The sequence below is a fragment of the Proteus sp. G4415 genome, assembly GCF_963896075.1.
Lineage (GTDB): Bacteria > Pseudomonadota > Gammaproteobacteria > Enterobacterales > Enterobacteriaceae > Proteus > Proteus mirabilis.
Genome location: NZ_CAWQOK010000007.1, coordinates 1 through 14,753, shown reverse-complemented (window position 1 = coordinate 14,753; position 14,753 = coordinate 1). Strand labels below are relative to the sequence as shown.

The 14,753-nt window shown below is 37.7% G+C and carries 20 protein-coding genes; 10 read left to right on the top strand and 10 right to left on the bottom strand.

Annotated elements, in window-relative coordinates:
• The first annotated feature begins 1 nt into the window (after position 1).
• The 3 genes from nrdG to AACU95_RS00440 all read left to right on the top strand — a co-directional run bounded on the left by nrdG (position 2) and on the right by AACU95_RS00440 (position 1,246).
• Positions 2 to 466, top strand: a complete 465-nt coding sequence (nrdG, locus tag AACU95_RS00450; RefSeq protein WP_004246203.1) for an anaerobic ribonucleoside-triphosphate reductase-activating protein — start codon at positions 2 to 4, stop codon at positions 464 to 466.
• Between the two features lie 26 nt (positions 467 to 492).
• Positions 493 to 702: a hypothetical protein gene (locus AACU95_RS00445; RefSeq protein WP_004246204.1), complete on the top strand. Its 210-nt coding sequence runs from the start codon at positions 493 to 495 to the stop codon at positions 700 to 702.
• A 181-nt stretch (positions 703 to 883) separates the two neighbouring features.
• Complete coding sequence (locus tag AACU95_RS00440) at positions 884 to 1,246, top strand: hypothetical protein (RefSeq protein WP_012368742.1); 363 nt, start codon at positions 884 to 886, stop codon at positions 1,244 to 1,246.
• 8 nt (positions 1,247 to 1,254) lie between these two features.
• On the opposite strand, the gene AACU95_RS00435 is transcribed toward AACU95_RS00440, so the two are convergent.
• Complete coding sequence (locus AACU95_RS00435; protein ID WP_004246206.1) at positions 1,255 to 1,695, bottom strand: YhbP family protein; 441 nt, start codon at positions 1,693 to 1,695, stop codon at positions 1,255 to 1,257.
• A 115-nt stretch (positions 1,696 to 1,810) separates the two neighbouring features.
• Complete coding sequence (locus AACU95_RS00430) at positions 1,811 to 2,062, bottom strand: YdgH/BhsA/McbA-like domain containing protein (RefSeq protein WP_004246207.1); 252 nt, start codon at positions 2,060 to 2,062, stop codon at positions 1,811 to 1,813.
• 286 nt (positions 2,063 to 2,348) lie between these two features.
• On the opposite strand from AACU95_RS00430, the gene AACU95_RS00425 reads away from it, so the two are divergent.
• Entirely contained in the window at positions 2,349 to 2,630 is a 282-nt protein-coding gene (locus AACU95_RS00425) for a GIY-YIG nuclease family protein (protein ID WP_004246208.1), read from the top strand.
• A 16-nt stretch (positions 2,631 to 2,646) separates the two neighbouring features.
• Here AACU95_RS00425 and AACU95_RS00420 read toward each other — a convergent pair whose 3' ends face one another.
• Both AACU95_RS00420 and ubiT read right to left on the bottom strand, forming a co-directional pair.
• Positions 2,647 to 3,150: a GNAT family N-acetyltransferase gene (locus AACU95_RS00420; protein ID WP_004246209.1), complete on the bottom strand. Its 504-nt coding sequence runs from the start codon at positions 3,148 to 3,150 to the stop codon at positions 2,647 to 2,649.
• Positions 3,144 to 3,677 carry a ubiquinone anaerobic biosynthesis accessory factor UbiT gene (ubiT, locus tag AACU95_RS00415; protein WP_004249588.1) on the bottom strand — a complete coding sequence of 178 codons (534 nt, stop codon included), beginning with the start codon at positions 3,675 to 3,677 and terminating at the stop codon, positions 3,144 to 3,146. The genes AACU95_RS00420 and ubiT overlap by 7 nt, the downstream gene beginning before the upstream one ends.
• A 215-nt stretch (positions 3,678 to 3,892) precedes the next feature.
• Between ubiT and ubiU the strand changes: the two genes are divergently transcribed.
• Both ubiU and AACU95_RS00405 read left to right on the top strand, forming a co-directional pair.
• Entirely contained in the window at positions 3,893 to 4,888 is a 996-nt protein-coding gene (ubiU, locus tag AACU95_RS00410) for a ubiquinone anaerobic biosynthesis protein UbiU (protein ID WP_004246211.1), read from the top strand.
• Positions 4,889 to 4,902: 14 nt separating this feature from the next.
• Positions 4,903 to 5,781 carry a U32 family peptidase gene (locus AACU95_RS00405; protein WP_004249589.1) on the top strand — a complete coding sequence of 293 codons (879 nt, stop codon included), beginning with the start codon at positions 4,903 to 4,905 and terminating at the stop codon, positions 5,779 to 5,781.
• 97 nt (positions 5,782 to 5,878) lie between these two features.
• On the opposite strand, the gene AACU95_RS00400 is transcribed toward AACU95_RS00405, so the two are convergent.
• The 3 genes from AACU95_RS00400 to AACU95_RS00390 are packed head-to-tail and all read right to left on the bottom strand — an operon-like array spanning position 5,879 to position 9,171.
• Entirely contained in the window at positions 5,879 to 7,045 is a 1,167-nt protein-coding gene (locus AACU95_RS00400; RefSeq protein WP_036894064.1) for an ABC transporter permease, read from the bottom strand.
• Positions 7,045 to 8,190 carry an ABC transporter permease gene (locus AACU95_RS00395; protein ID WP_004246220.1) on the bottom strand — a complete coding sequence of 382 codons (1,146 nt, stop codon included), beginning with the start codon at positions 8,188 to 8,190 and terminating at the stop codon, positions 7,045 to 7,047. The genes AACU95_RS00400 and AACU95_RS00395 overlap by 1 nt, the downstream gene beginning before the upstream one ends.
• Before the next feature lie 9 nt (positions 8,191 to 8,199).
• Positions 8,200 to 9,171, bottom strand: coding sequence for an HlyD family secretion protein (locus tag AACU95_RS00390; protein ID WP_036894062.1), 972 nt, complete (start codon positions 9,169 to 9,171; stop codon positions 8,200 to 8,202).
• Between the two features lie 235 nt (positions 9,172 to 9,406).
• On the opposite strand from AACU95_RS00390, the gene AACU95_RS00385 reads away from it, so the two are divergent.
• From AACU95_RS00385 to AACU95_RS00375, 3 genes are read left to right on the top strand one after another with little or no spacing between them, the layout of a single operon-like run.
• Positions 9,407 to 11,110, top strand: coding sequence for a sensor histidine kinase (locus tag AACU95_RS00385; RefSeq protein ID WP_004246222.1), 1,704 nt, complete (start codon positions 9,407 to 9,409; stop codon positions 11,108 to 11,110).
• A gap of 2 nt (positions 11,111 to 11,112) precedes the next feature.
• Positions 11,113 to 11,829, top strand: coding sequence for a two-component system response regulator BtsR (btsR, locus tag AACU95_RS00380; RefSeq protein WP_004246223.1), 717 nt, complete (start codon positions 11,113 to 11,115; stop codon positions 11,827 to 11,829).
• Positions 11,830 to 11,851: 22 nt separating this feature from the next.
• A complete protein-coding gene (locus AACU95_RS00375; protein WP_004246224.1) occupies positions 11,852 to 12,226 on the top strand; it encodes a YjaA family stress response protein in 375 nt (124 codons plus the stop codon).
• 180 nt (positions 12,227 to 12,406) lie between these two features.
• Here AACU95_RS00375 and AACU95_RS00370 read toward each other — a convergent pair whose 3' ends face one another.
• Entirely contained in the window at positions 12,407 to 12,652 is a 246-nt protein-coding gene (locus tag AACU95_RS00370) for a hypothetical protein (RefSeq protein ID WP_004246226.1), read from the bottom strand.
• A 195-nt stretch (positions 12,653 to 12,847) separates the two neighbouring features.
• Here AACU95_RS00370 and AACU95_RS00365 point away from each other — a divergent pair, with 195 nt between their 5' ends.
• Positions 12,848 to 13,054 carry a hypothetical protein gene (locus tag AACU95_RS00365; RefSeq protein ID WP_036919638.1) on the top strand — a complete coding sequence of 69 codons (207 nt, stop codon included), beginning with the start codon at positions 12,848 to 12,850 and terminating at the stop codon, positions 13,052 to 13,054.
• A 56-nt stretch (positions 13,055 to 13,110) separates the two neighbouring features.
• On the opposite strand, the gene AACU95_RS00360 is transcribed toward AACU95_RS00365, so the two are convergent.
• Both AACU95_RS00360 and AACU95_RS00355 read right to left on the bottom strand, forming a co-directional pair.
• Positions 13,111 to 14,358, bottom strand: a complete 1,248-nt coding sequence (locus tag AACU95_RS00360) for an MFS transporter (protein WP_036919636.1) — start codon at positions 14,356 to 14,358, stop codon at positions 13,111 to 13,113.
• 11 nt (positions 14,359 to 14,369) lie between these two features.
• On the bottom strand, positions 14,370 to 14,747 hold the full coding sequence (locus AACU95_RS00355) for a RidA family protein (protein ID WP_004246229.1): 378 nt from the start codon (positions 14,745 to 14,747) through the stop codon (positions 14,370 to 14,372).
• Positions 14,748 to 14,753 lie beyond the last annotated feature (6 nt).

Genomic DNA, 14,753 nt, shown 5'->3' with positions numbered 1-14,753 from the left:
TGTGAATTACCATCAATATTACCCTGTTGATGTTGTCAATGGCCCAGGAACACGTTGCACCCTGTTTGTTGCAGGGTGCGTACACCAATGTCGTGGTTGCTATAATAAATCAACTTGGTCACTAACATCTGGCAAGCCGTTTACCCAAGAAGTGGAAGATCAGATCATTGCTGATTTACAAGACACTCGTATTAAACGACAAGGACTATCACTTTCCGGTGGTGATCCCCTGCACCCCCAAAATCTTTCTGCTATATTAAAATTGGTAAAACGTGTTAAAACGCAATGCCCTGAGAAAGATATTTGGGTTTGGACAGGCTATTTATTGGCTGACTTAACCCCAGAGCAACAAGAAGTCGTTAGCTATATTAACGTACTGATTGACGGCAAATTCGTACAAGAACTTTATGATCCCGCATTACTGTGGCGCGGTAGTAGTAATCAGGTGATCCATAAATTGAAGTAATACACATTGAATTAACTGGAGGATATATGCCTTTAAGTGATAATAAATATGTAAGCTTTTCTGAAGATCATGAACTGAACTACCATTTAAAAAAATGGGGTAAAAAGCAATCGAAAGCCAATCGAGATCAACTCGTGAAGCTAGGCAGTGAATTGAAAAAGAAACTTGGTGTTAAACATCTCCAACATACTGAAATAGATGCAGAGATAGAAAAAAATCTTTCATTATTTGAGTAATATCCCATGATCCCCAGTGACAAATCACTTCACTACTGGGGATCACTTCACTATTATAAAGCGCTCCTATTTAGTCACCCCCGTTATCAAATGCGAATCATTTTCAAAAACAATAGTCAAAGTGATTAGTTTTGTTTTATGATTAGTATTCTTAATTCTTCTTTTTATGACAATATTTAATATGAAATTTGTTTTTTTACCTTTAATTTCAATCGTTTTAATAACTGGGTGTAGTAGTAAATGGGAGCCAAAAGGGGTACCCGATTACACATTACAAGAAGCAAAGTTAATTTGTGATTTGGATGCGAATACACGTTACCCTATTCGTAAAGAGGTACTACAACACACCGTTTATCGTGATGTAGAAAAAACTTGCCGTAAAGACGACAAAGAGCGTTGTGGGGATAAAAAGACCTATACAGAACGTGTTCCGATGACAGAAAGCTATGTAGCAGATATTAATCAAGAAGATAGAAAAACATTCTATACCTCATGTATGTCTTTAAAAGGTTGGGAGCAAAAAAATTACTACTTTTGGCAATAAGCAGTAACTTAGTGACGTTGCCAAAAGAGCTTAGTACCAAAGCCTAGCTGATTATTCACCATTTTAATTTCTTGCAATTGTAATTGCCATAAAGGCACATGGATGGCGGCTAGCGCCACAGGGAAACGTAAGCAATACTGTTTTCTTGCTCTGATGTCGTCATTAGCGGTTAATAAAGACACTGTACCGGTGAATTGAACGCCTTGCAGATTGGCGACAGAAACCTCTTGAGTACTAATACTGCCCGCAACAAATAAATTTTCCTGCATCATTTGTGCGTGTCGTGTATGTTTTTCTGAGAGAAAAACAAGTCGCATGTTGCTTTCATCGAACCAATAGAAACAATTCGCGCACCAAATATCCCCTAATGCACGAGTTGTACATAAGGTAAACACATGGTGACTGGCTATATATTGTTTAATTATTTTGATCGAGTCTGGCGTAGACATAATTTACCTGCATAGAAACTAAAAGAGACGCTGTTTAGGTGATAATTATATCACCAAAACAAGCGTCTTACCGCGTGTCTCTTTGTGCAGGTAACTTATCGAGAATAATTATAAATTAACGATAAATTTCCGCATTTACAGTCAGATAATCGTCACCTGTAGCACCGATAACTTTATAACCAGTTGCGCCTTCATCTTTTGCGATTTGTGCAATTTTAGTTGTTAAGCCATCTAAAGTATCGTTACCTGTAATTGTGATATACTCACCAGTAGAGGTATGGCTAGTTGCTACGCTGTCAGCAGCGATTGAACCGAATGAAATAGCACTTAAAGCTAATGTTGCAGCGATTAATGTAGATTTTTTCATGATGAACTCCAATTAAATTCTAAATTTGTTATCTATCGCGGAGTGTGTCTCTGTGATGTGGATCATATTATGCATTTTAATTTAACTTTAAAATTAGCAATTATTGCTGTTCTTTTTCAAAATAATTGAATGTATTTTTTTAGAAAAACGTTTTTTACGTCATAAATTTTTCACAACGTGTTGATATAATTACAAGATTTGAAACTTAGTTGTTTGTTAATAACTACCGTTAGAAATTAAGAAATTTTGTTTATTAAAATCATAAGTAGCACAAAAAGGAAAAAAGATGGCTGATACTCAATGGTCAATCTATATTGTCAGAAATCGTCTTGGCTCTCTTTATACCGGAATAACAACGGATGTTGAGCGACGATTTAATCAGCATCAAAATGGAACTGGCGCGAAAGCACTAAGAGGGAAAGGCCCATTATCATTGGAGTTTTATTGCCAAGTTGGCGATAGGCAACAAGCGTCTCAACTTGAATATCGTTTAAAACAGTTAAAAAAAATACAAAAAGAAAAGCTGATCATTGATCAGCCTTCAGACGTTGCACAGTATTTAGCATAATGAAAAGATGCGATTATCAAACCTCATCAAATAACGGCGAAAAGTTCACTAAGCCGTGAATATCATCAACATTGCCATTATCTAAAGCATAAAATTGAAATGCTTCTTCTGTATTCGGCCATTTGCAATGCAAGCCTTGTGATTTTGCCGGTATAAAACCTGATTTTTGATAATAAGTTGGCTCACCTAATACCACAACAGCGCCATAACCAAACTCATTAAGGCTATCAAGCCCTTCATTAATCAATTGACGACCGATGCCCTGACCACGGTATTGTGGCGCCACAGCTAATGGCGCAAGTCCTACCCATTGGCAATCTTTTCCCTCAATATCTACAGGTGTAAAACCGATATAACCAACAATCCGGCCTTCGTCATTGATTGCCACCATACCTAAGGTTAATAATCCCTCTTCACGTAAGTGACCAACTAAATCGGCTTCTGCGCCTGTTGGAAATGATTGGCGTAAAAGATCATCAATAGCAGGAATATCAACAGGAATTTCAACACGTATTAGCATGAAGTTGAGCTCAGTTCATGGCTGTGTGCGGTGTCTTCAACTTCATCTTGAAGGCCACTTTTCACAAAATCAGCCAATTGTAGTAAACCAAAACGCAATACAGATGGCATAGAGTCTAACTCAATTGCATCCATTAGGTTCTTAACATATAACCCAAGTTCTGTATCGCCCTCAATTTGTAAGCGTCGTTGGAAAAACAAGGTGTCCGGATCTTCTTTACGCGCGGCAATTAAAATAAGATCGTTAGCATTACCACTAAAACTTACATCTTCTTTTTCAGAACGGCTTACGATTAATTTATCATCACAAACACTGATAAACCACTGCAAATGTAAATCTTTAATTTCTACCTTTAGCCATTTATCTTCTAAGAAGTGTAAATCCCCCTCAGCTAATGCTTCGCGGAATTGCCAACTTAAAAACTGTTCTAAAATATCACGTTGCAAAGCAAATGGCGTGATTTGCAAAGGGTAACGCAAGAAACGAGGGCCATCTTTAACTAGGCGGGTGCGAATTTTATTAAACACTTTCGGACTCCTTAACATTTAATTGCGGCTATTGTGCCAGATATAGATAGCGATTCTGCGATCCTACATCAATATTCCGTTAATCGGTTGTTCATATTTTGAGTTATTTAATTTTACTTAAGTAAAACTCAATATTCTCTGCCCTAAATCAAAACCTTTTTTTATCCTGCTTATTACAATTTCTGATCATTTTTAATCTCTAAAGGGAAGTGAAGATGGAATTGTTGTGCCCAGCAGGTAACTTACCCGCATTAAAAGCCGCTGTTGATAATGGTGCAGATGCCGTTTATATCGGCTTAAAAGATGACACCAATGCTCGCCATTTTGCTGGCTTAAACTTCACAGAAAAGAAATTGCAAGAAGCCGTCAATTACGTACATCGCCACCAGCGAAAACTGCATATTGCCATTAATACTTTTGCTCATCCTGATGGATTTGAACGCTGGCAAAAAGCCATTGATATGGCGGCTCATTTAGGTGCCGATGCATTAATTTTGGCCGATATTGCTATGCTAGAGTACGCAGCTGAACGCTATCCACAGATAGAGCGTCATGTATCGGTACAGGCGTCGGCCACTAATACTCAGGCAATCGCATTTTATCAACGCAATTTTGATGTTGCACGTATTGTACTACCACGCGTTCTTTCTATTCATCAAGTCAAACAATTGGCTCAAAGTAGTCCTGTTCCTTTAGAAGTCTTTGCCTTTGGTAGTTTGTGCATCATGGCTGAAGGACGCTGTTATCTTTCCTCTTATCTAACTGGTGAATCGCCTAATACTGTCGGAGCCTGTTCCCCAGCTCGTTTTGTCCGTTGGCAGCAAACACCACAAGGTATGGAATCTCGCCTCAATGATGTCTTAATAGACCGTTATGCTCCTGATGAAAATGCAGGGTATCCTACTTTATGTAAAGGACGTTATTTTGTTGATAAACACTGCTATCACGCCTTAGAAGAGCCAACCAGCTTAAATACGCTAGCGCTACTACCTGAACTTATGGCTATGAATATTGCCTCTGTCAAAATTGAAGGTCGCCAACGTAGCCCAGCGTATGTTACTGAAGTTGCAAGAGTATGGCGTGCAGCTATTGACCAATGTAAAAAAGATCCTCAAGGTTTTAAAACCCAACCGCGTTGGATGAGTGCATTAGGAAAAATATCTGAAGGAACACAAACAACATTAGGTGCTTACCACCGGAAATGGCAATAATAAGGGATAATAATATGAAATACGCATTAGGCTCTGTACTTTATTATTGGCAAAAAGAAACACTTGAGACATTTTATCAGCAAGCAAAACAGAGCGATGCTGATATTATCTACTTAGGCGAAACAGTCTGTAGTAAGCGCCGTGAGACTAAACCACAAGATTGGATTAATCTGGCCAAAGAAGTGGCTAAAAGTGGTAAACAAGTGATCCTTTCTACCTTAGCACTACTACAAGCGCCTTCTGAACTAAAAGAGATAGCAAAGCTGGTGGATAACGGTGAATTTTTAGTTGAGGCTCATGATTTTGGTGTGATCAATATGCTTTATGAGCGTCATTTACCTTTTGTAGCAGGCCATGGATTAAACTGCTATAACGCTTATGCACTACGTTTATTACAGAAACAAGGCATGATACGTTGGTGTATGCCAGTTGAACTATCTCGTGAGTGGTTAAATAATCTTTTAATTCAATGTGAAGAATTAGCGATTAGAGATAAATTTGAAGTAGAAGTATTCGCTTATGGTCATCTTCCTTTGGCTTATTCAGCGCGTTGTTTTACTGCTCGCTCGGAAAATCGTGCTAAAGATGATTGTGAAACCTGCTGTCAAAAATACCCACAAGGCCGTCAGGTATTATCACAAGAAAACCAACAAGTGTTTGTTTTAAATGGTATTCAAACGCAAAGTGGCTACTGTTACAATTTAGGTAATGATTTAACTTCAATGGCAGGTTTAGTCGATATCGTCCGTCTTTCACCGCAGTCTGATGAAGTTTTTACTACCTTAAAACAATTTCGCCAAAATGAACAAGGCGCACACCCTATTAACACCATCCATCATCATGATTGTAATGGTTATTGGCGTAAGCTGGCTGGTTTAGAATTAGTTGAATAAAGAATATTTTTGTTCATTCTTGGTAACGTAAATCGCATAAATTAAAGTGGGAAAACACCGTCGTTATCCCACTATTGATTTGTTACCCACATTGGGACTATCTATTTGACTTATTATAATGTCTCATCCAATGCTTAAATTGATGAGTAATTTTCCTTAACTCACCATTGCGCAACATACCCACTAACACCCCCAAAATGGTATATATCACGCCTAAAACCAGCATCATCACGATATCCCCTAGGATGCTTTGGAATGATAATCCCATCTGGTTAATTCCGGCCATAGCATTTACAGCCCATGTAGAAGGTAATGCAGAGGATATTGCCAATACCCAATCTGGCATAGCTTGTAATGGCCAAATAGTTCCCGAAATATAGAATACCGGTGTCGTCACAAATGCCAATGTTAAGTAAATCATCTCAACACTGCGCAAGCATTCGGTGATCAACTTACCTAATCCTAATACCGCTAATAAGAATGGGAAGGTCAACATCCAAATTTGATAGAGGGGGGCTTCTTGACGATAGCCTAATACCCACGGCCATAGTGCAAAGAACACCGAAGATAAAAAGAGCCAAATCGGTATAAGTGCAGATAGCGCGCCTAAATATACCGCTAACGGAGGCTTCCCTTTTGGCGTTCCTCTGACGGCGATACTCACTCGTACACAAGCAATTAATAATGAGTGTTGCAATAACATCACTAACAAGCCTGGGAAAATAATGGCGGCAAAACTGACCCCAGGGTTATACATGGCGATAGTTTCACTTTGGATCGGTTTTAATAATATTTTTGACTGTGTCGCACTAAAACCCGCATTTTGTAAGATACGGCCGTTATAGTTATCTAATAATTGCTGATACGCCTGCATTAATTCTTGCTGAATTTGTCCACTAGCAAGGCGGTTGGTCGCATCCCCATACACAGGAACGGTAACATTTTTGCCATTAAGCAGTTTTTTTTCAAAATCTGTTGGAATGATAATAATGGCAAACAGTTCACGCATGATCATGTCATGACGAGCTTCATCTAAATTATCATATCCCTTTAAGCTTAATTTAGGTGTGGCATCTAATGAGCGGATAAGGGCATAACTGGCGGGACTATGATCTTGATTGATCACCGCCACAGGCAGATCCCACAATACAGGTTTAGCGTAGACTAAACTCATAATGCAAAGAGAAACCAATAATAACATCCACATCGGTTTTTCTAACATGCCTAATAAAACACGCTTAAATGTTTGGAAATACATCTGCATCATACGACACCTACCTGTAATTCCAATCTTTTAAAGATGCGTTTGCGAACTAAAAGCGCAATCGCAAAAGGATAAATCAACAAAAGCGTGCACACATAAAGAATACCTTGTAACGAAACTTCTCTTAAGAAGATATCAAACATAGCATTTAAGGCGTGCGTTAATGGCTCTAGATTAGAAATGATTCGAGCAGGTAATATCATCGACAGTTCAGGCACCGCCATCCCTGAAAAAGCTAAGGCGATACTCACTAGCATACCTATCATACTGTATGCGGTTATCGCACTATTGGTAAATGTAAACAACAGCAACCCAATACTTTGTGCCGCGATGATATAAAAGAACCCCACCAATATCATATAAAGCGGATTACCATTGACTTTTGCCCCTGAAAAATGCACCAACGCCGCTAATTCAACCATTAATAATGTTAAGAAAAACAGCGTATAAGGTGCTAATTTACCTATTAGGGCAAAAGTGAAAGGTTTTAGGTTTAATAGCATATTACCCCGTGATAAGGAGTAAATCGTGCAGGTGACAACAAAGAGTTGCAGCATATGAATGGTTGCAGCAAATTGTTGATAGTAGATATAACTACCACTGGCATTAAACAGGCTGTCATAAGAGAGTGTTACTTTGGCTAAAGGCGGCACTGGCTTATTCATCTCTTGCGCTAAAACAGTGCGATATTGAGCATTAAGCTCGGCAATTAACCCGCTAAAATCCTGTATAGCATAGCTACCCGCAGCATAATACAACCCATTGTAATACATTCGGGTTGTCGGCTGTTTACCTGCTAATACATCTTTTTCAAAATGGCGGGGGATCATTAAAATAGCGTAATCTTTTGCACTTCCTAACTGCTCTAAGGCGGTTCGCGGATTTGTATCTAGCGCACTTAATTTTGCATGAGAGCCTGCATTTAAATCTCGGATCAACGTTTTTGATAGTGGACTATTATCATTATTGATAACGGAAACTGGCAAGTTCAGCAAAGTACCTTCTGAAAAGTTAGCACTAATTAATGTGAATAACATTAATGGAAACAGCCAGCTTAGCCAGTGGAACACTGGACTTCGCACTGCCATATGGGTTTCTCGTGAGAATGCGCTATTAAAACCACGCCAAGCTGCCTTTACTCTCATTATTCGCCCTTACTTATCCCAACGCCATAATGCGCTCATACCAGGACGTAGTCCTTCAATTTGTGACGTTGGATACAGTCGAACTTCAAAGGTTTTTAAGTCGAAATCTCCTGTTGCACGCGTCGCTCTTTTCGTTGCGTAATCTCCCATAGGAGCAATATAGCGAACTTCTGCTTCCACTTCTTTATTGCCTAACGCAGGAACAGTGATGGTGATGCGATCGCCTTTGCGGATATCGGCTAAAATATCTTCACGCAAGTTATATACAAAATAGGCTTCAGGGAGACGAATTAACGTAGCTAATGGGCTATTGGCATTAAAAAGCTCACCCACTTCCGCAGGAATAGGCCCCACTTCGCCGTCAACCGGAGCTTTTACCTGTAAATCTTGTTGCTGAACTTTCAGCTCAATTAATTGCTGCTCTGCTTGTTGTAGTGCGGCTCGGTATTTCTCACGTAATTCAATACGATCACCGTTTTTCGCTTCATCTAACTCAGCTTGAGCGGCTTTTGCTTGCTGCACGGCAACATCTCGACGACTACGAGCACTATCAAGCTCATTGGCAGAGACATAACCTTTATTGGCGACCGCACTAAGACGTTGGTAATCTTTCGTTGCATTGGTGGCTTGTGCTTGCGCCTGAGATAAGATCGCTTGTAAATTGCGAATGCTTTCTTCTCTTGTACCGTGAATAGAGAGATCTAATTGAGCTTGAGCTTGGGCTTTTGCCGCTTCCAGTGCAGCCACTTGAGCATTGAGTTCCGGGCTATCTAAGGTGATCATCAATTGCCCCGCTTTAACATCATCACCCCGCTCAATATGACGCTCTATAACACGTCCTTTGGCTTTAGAGGCCACAATAACTTCAGGTGCATCCACTTCACCTTGCAGTAATAAATATTGATTATGCGCGCGGAAAAGAACGGCTAATGCAATAAGTATTAGCATTAATAAAATAAGATAGATGGCTCTTTTTTTCATATAACGATTAGACCTTAATAGTGAAGTAGAACACTCACTGATAGCGTTATCTTACACAATAACTGGCTATTTCTTTAAGAATTTTGTGCGCTAGATCACTGACTCAGAGGAAGATTTTCTTTGATAGTGCGATTAAGTTATTCTTATACCAAATTTTATTACTCCATGAATAGCCTCATTTTATCTACGTTTTTTTAATTTATTAAATAAACACAGAAAGTGGTACACACAACTTATGTACGAATTTGATTTAATTTTGCTGTTATTACAGCAAATGTGCGTTTATCTCATTATTGCGTGGTTTCTCAGCAAAACGCCGCTATTTACGCCTCTTTTACAAGTGACTATCAAACTTCCACATAAATTAATGTGCTATGTGATTTTCTCCATTTTCTGCATTATGGGCACCTATTTTGGATTGCATATTAATGACTCTATTGCTAATACCCGTGCTATTGGCTCCGTATTAGGCGGATTATTAGGTGGCCCGTATGTAGGCTTTCTCGTTGGCTTCACGGGTGGCTTACACCGCTATTCCCTCGGCGGAATGACAGCGTTAAGTTGTATGGTATCCACTATCGCAGAAGGATTAATTGGTGGATTAGTTCATCGTTATTATGTAAAACATGGACAAATGCACCGCATATTTAATCCTTGGACAGCGGCTACCGTCACCTTTTTTGCCGAAATAATACAGATGAGTATTATTTTATTACTCGCTCGTCCTTTTGATGAAGCACTTTCTTTAGTAAAAAATATTGCCGCTCCTATGATTGTAGCAAATACAATAGGTGCTGCGATGTTTATTAGGATATTACAAGATAGACGTGCCATTTTTGAAAAATATACCAGTGCTTTCTCCGCTCAAGCATTAAAAATTGCGGTTTGCACTGAAGGTATTTTACGTAAAGGCTTTAACCAAGATAATAGTACTCGTGTTGCAAAAGTTATCTACCAAGAATTAAAAGTCAGTGCTGTCGCCATTACGGATAGAGATAAACTACTCGCTTTTATTGGTATTGGCGCTGATCATCATTTGCCGGGTACACCGATTTCCTCAGAACAATCTAAACAAGCCATTAATAATAACGAAGTCGTGTATGCGGACGGCAATGAGACACCTTATCGATGTACCCTTTCTCCACATTGTAAATTAGGCTCGACACTGGTTATTCCTTTACGAGGAGAAAATAATCGCGTTATTGGCACCATAAAGCTCTATGAAGCAAAGAATCGCTTATTTAGCTCCATTAATAGAACCTTAGGAGAAGGGATCGCCAGTCTATTATCAGCACAAATTCTTGCCGGGCAATACGAAAGAAATAAACAATCACTATTAGAATCAGAAATTAAATTACTACACGCACAAGTCAATCCCCACTTTTTATTTAATGCATTAAATACATTACAAGCCGTTATTCGTCGTGATAGTGATCAAGCAAAACAGTTAGTGCAATTTCTGTCGGCTTTTTTCCGTAAGAATTTAAAAAGACCCGAAGCGATAGTGACACTCAGTGATGAAATTGAACACGTCACGGCTTATTTACAAATTGAAAAAGCGCGCTTTCAAGAAAGTTTACAGATAGATATTCAGATACCTGAACATTTAGCCACTGCGCGCCTTCCTGCATTTTCGCTTCAGCCTATGGTTGAGAATGCAATTAAACATGGAACATCACAGTTATTAGGCATCGGAAAGATTACAATTAGAGCGCATCAAGAAGACCACTTAATAGTGATCGAAATTAGTGATAATGCAGGGCTTTATCATTCGCAAGGCGCATCACATCAGCTCGGTTTAGGAATGAGACTTGTCGATAAGCGGATTAAATTACGCTATGGTGATCTATATGGTGTACTTGTGGAGTGTCAGCCTGATAACTATACCAAAATAAAAATCTGTTTACCCTTAGAAAAAAATATGGATAACGCAGCATAACAATGAATATATTAATCGTTGATGATGAGCCGCTTGCTCGTGAAAATTTACGTTGTTTACTCGAAGAAGAAAAAGATATTCATATTATTGGTGAATGCAGTAATGCTATTGAGGCGATAGGGGAAATACATCGTAAAAAACCTGATGTGGTTTTTCTTGATATTCAAATGCCACGTATTACTGGCTTAGAAATGGTCTCAATGCTTGATCCTGAACATCGCCCTTATATTGTCTTTTTAACGGCATTTGAAGAATATGCTATTCAAGCATTCGAAGAGCACGCTTTTGATTATTTGCTCAAACCATTAGAGCAAGAGCGTTTAGCCAAAACATTAAGTCGTTTACGCCAAGGCAATAAACAAAATATTGATTTATTATCACCACCAGAAGAACGCTTAAAGTGCATTCCTTGTACTGGGCATAGCCGTATTTGGCTAATGCCAATCGATGAAGCCGTGTTTGCTACATCACGATTAAGCGGTGTCTATGTCACCAATAATCAAGGGCAAGAAGGTTTTACTGAGCTTACATTACGTACTTTAGAAACACGCACTCCGCTGGTACGTTGCCATCGTCAATATTTAGTGAATATGGATTATGTCAATGAAATTGTTTTTGGTGATAATGGACAAGCAGAACTTATTTTACATAATAATAAACAAATTCCGGTCAGTCGACGTTACCTTAAACCCTTAAAAGAAGCGATTGGCTTAATTTAATCAGTAAAAAGGAATAAGCTTGATGGAACCCATTTATATTAAAGTTTATATTAATCGCATCGAAGTTCGTGATCTTCACACCAAAAAAGAATTTTCTGTAGAACGTCATTTTACTCATAGCCGAATGTTAATTGGTGATTTTTACCCTGCTATTGAAGCGATACGAACAGCACTTACTCAAATAGGTATTAACCCATTATCCTTTTTTTGTCGAAAAAGAAATGTGGTAATTCATCCTTTAGAACGTACCGAAGATGGATTATCCCAAGTAGAAATTCGATTATTCAATGAAGTCATTGCCGGTGGGTTGAATAACAAATACAAAAAAATCGTTATTAGTGCAAAACTCACACCACTTATGGATGCAGAGGTGATTGAATTAATCAATAAATCATAACCCTACATAAAATCAGTATTTAACCATTTACAAATAAGTGTCTAAATACTTATTAAAAACCTGCTGATATTGTTTTCTAGAAAATATAAATTGTTTAATAGGTGTTATTCCATGCTTATCCAAATCTAAAGCCTCCTCTCTATCTAATCCATCCTTATATACAATATTATTCCATTTCACCTAATGTTCTGTAATATCTAAAGTACAAGAAATCACAGAACAATAATCACTACCACAATGGCAACGATAAAGCACTAATCGATTATTCTCTAATTGACTATAAACAGGTTTAATACCTAAATATTGTTCGGCTTTACTGTAAATTATTTTATTACGATTGTAATTAGGAAAGTTATCTTTATCAACAATAAAAATATCAAAATCAAAATCTAAAAACCGCCAATCCGTTTGCCGATCAAACCCCAACCATTTGTCTAATCCCTTACCATCAATATAGAAATTAATGCACTCTTGGAATATGCCAATAAAATGTACCCAATTGAGTAATTATTTATTTCTACTTTATATAGAAAAAACCAGCCAATTTTTGTTGACTGGTTTTTCAATTTATATCATCAACTCAATTGAATACTGAGTGAATTATATTCTTATTGATTATGAGTGCTACTACGGCGACGTGGTACATTTTCGTTATTACCGCCCTCGCTCACCATTTACCTGAACAATTTGCTTAATCCATTAGAGCAAGAGCGTTTAGCCAAAACATTAAGTCGTTTACGCCAAGGCAATAAACAAAATATTGATTTATTATCGCCACCAGAAGAACGCTTAAAGTGCATTCCTTGTACTAGGTATAGCCGTATTTAGCTAATGCCAATCGATGAAGCAGTGTTTGCTAGATCACAATTAAGCGGTGTCTATTTTTAAGCTATATTTAAAGTGTTATTTATCATTTTAATACGCTTAGCTAATATGGTTGCACAAATAAAACCAAGCAAACTAAAAGTGACCATAATACTAAATACATAGTTATATCCTTGAATGCCCTCAAAATTATCTAATAATGACCCATAGAGAGCATAAGCAAACATGGAAGGCATATAACCAATAATACACCCAAACGCCATCGCTGAACCTGCATATTGTCTTGGTGTTCCAATTTCATCCATTGGTGCAAAGAAAATAGCTCTTTGCGAGAAAATGATTGCACCGAAACCTAATGTTGCAGTCATACCTAAATAGACATTCATTGAGTCATGAGGCAACATAATGAAAATAGCCATTGCAATCGCAGATAATAAAAATGTCCATTTCAGATATATTGTTGGCGATTTTGCAACTTTGTCAGCTAAAAATCCGCCTAATGGACCACCTATCATTTTTAGTGCATATTGATTAATAATGCCATAGGCACCGATAAGGGCTATTGGTAGTGCGTAAATATCTTTTAAAAAAGGAATAAAATAAGTTAACCCACAGTAAGCAGAATAAACAAAGAAGATACTCATTGATGCTAACCATAAGTTAGGACATTTTACGACATTTTTAATCCCTTCCAAAACTTGGCGATTAGCTTCACTTGCTGAGGAGGTTTCCTTCTTATCGTCATTATCCACAATAAAATATGTAATTATACCTACTATTATTGTAGCAAGCGTATAATAAATTAATCCTGCTTGCATACCTGTTTTACCTTCACCAAATAAAACAAATATATAAAGAGCTCCCGAAGCTACTAGAACATCAACAACCCCTCGCCCAGCTTCTAGAAAACCAAACATACGTCCTTGTTCTTCTTTATTTCCTAATAAACGTACCGATTTTAGTAAAACAGGCCAATAAACAACCTCACCGAAAAATGCCATTGCACCAAATGCAATTAAATAACCCGTAAAAGGAGGCAGTGTGCTTAAATAAGCACCACATAAACCTACCCCAATTAAGCCCGCTGGTAATAAAATTTTCTTAGAGAAGCGATCGGCAATATACAATGATGAAAATAATCCGATTGTTTGAATAATGGCATAAATAGTAAAGCCAAAACCAATTTGGGTGTTAGATAATCCCCAATCTTGTTGCATTGGCACATAAAATACATCTTTCATGCTGGATAGTTTGAATATAGTCCCACCACCCAAAATAAGAAAACATAATTTTCCCCATTTATTCATGATCATATTTCCTATTTTTTATAAGCGATAGCTTCTATTTCAATTAAAACATCTTTAGGTAGACGAGAAACTTCCACACATGAACGAGCTGGGTATTTTCCTGATGTAAAAAAAGAAGAATAAATATTATTAAAAATAGGAAAATCTTTTATATCTTTAATAAAACAAGTCGTTTTAACAATATCATCCATTGATGCACCGGCAGCTTCTATAATAGCTTTTAAATTATTCATAGCTTTTAATGTTTGTGTTTCAATATCATTTCCCATAACAGAACCATCATGAGTATTGAATGGGCAACAACCTGAAATATAAATATGATTTTCAACTTTAATTGCTTGTGAATAAGGACCAATAGCTTCTGGTGCTGATGTAGTATTAATAATCATGAGATC

Excerpts from the sequence above, each read along its gene's own strand:
- AACU95_RS00445 (WP_004246204.1), top strand. The coding sequence starts at position 493 with ATGCCTTTAAGTGATAATAAATATGTAAGCTTTTCTGAAGATCATGAA.
- btsR (WP_004246223.1), top strand. The coding sequence starts at position 11,113 with ATGAATATATTAATCGTTGATGATGAGCCGCTTGCTCGTGAAAATTTA.
- AACU95_RS00395 (WP_004246220.1), bottom strand. The coding sequence starts at position 8,190 with ATGAGAGTAAAGGCAGCTTGGCGTGGTTTTAATAGCGCATTCTCACGA.
- AACU95_RS00355 (WP_004246229.1), bottom strand. The coding sequence starts at position 14,747 with ATGATTATTAATACTACATCAGCACCAGAAGCTATTGGTCCTTATTCA.
- AACU95_RS00440 (WP_012368742.1), top strand. The coding sequence starts at position 884 with ATGAAATTTGTTTTTTTACCTTTAATTTCAATCGTTTTAATAACTGGG.
- AACU95_RS00390 (WP_036894062.1), bottom strand. The coding sequence starts at position 9,171 with ATGAAAAAAAGAGCCATCTATCTTATTTTATTAATGCTAATACTTATT.
- AACU95_RS00425 (WP_004246208.1), top strand. The coding sequence starts at position 2,349 with ATGGCTGATACTCAATGGTCAATCTATATTGTCAGAAATCGTCTTGGC.
- AACU95_RS00435 (WP_004246206.1), bottom strand. The coding sequence starts at position 1,695 with ATGTCTACGCCAGACTCGATCAAAATAATTAAACAATATATAGCCAGT.
- AACU95_RS00375 (WP_004246224.1), top strand. The coding sequence starts at position 11,852 with ATGGAACCCATTTATATTAAAGTTTATATTAATCGCATCGAAGTTCGT.
- AACU95_RS00360 (WP_036919636.1), bottom strand. The coding sequence starts at position 14,358 with ATGAATAAATGGGGAAAATTATGTTTTCTTATTTTGGGTGGTGGGACT.
- AACU95_RS00405 (WP_004249589.1), top strand. The coding sequence starts at position 4,903 with ATGAAATACGCATTAGGCTCTGTACTTTATTATTGGCAAAAAGAAACA.
- AACU95_RS00430 (WP_004246207.1), bottom strand. The coding sequence starts at position 2,062 with ATGAAAAAATCTACATTAATCGCTGCAACATTAGCTTTAAGTGCTATT.
- ubiU (WP_004246211.1), top strand. The coding sequence starts at position 3,893 with ATGGAATTGTTGTGCCCAGCAGGTAACTTACCCGCATTAAAAGCCGCT.
- AACU95_RS00385 (WP_004246222.1), top strand. The coding sequence starts at position 9,407 with ATGTACGAATTTGATTTAATTTTGCTGTTATTACAGCAAATGTGCGTT.
- AACU95_RS00420 (WP_004246209.1), bottom strand. The coding sequence starts at position 3,150 with ATGCTAATACGTGTTGAAATTCCTGTTGATATTCCTGCTATTGATGAT.
- AACU95_RS00400 (WP_036894064.1), bottom strand. The coding sequence starts at position 7,045 with ATGCAGATGTATTTCCAAACATTTAAGCGTGTTTTATTAGGCATGTTA.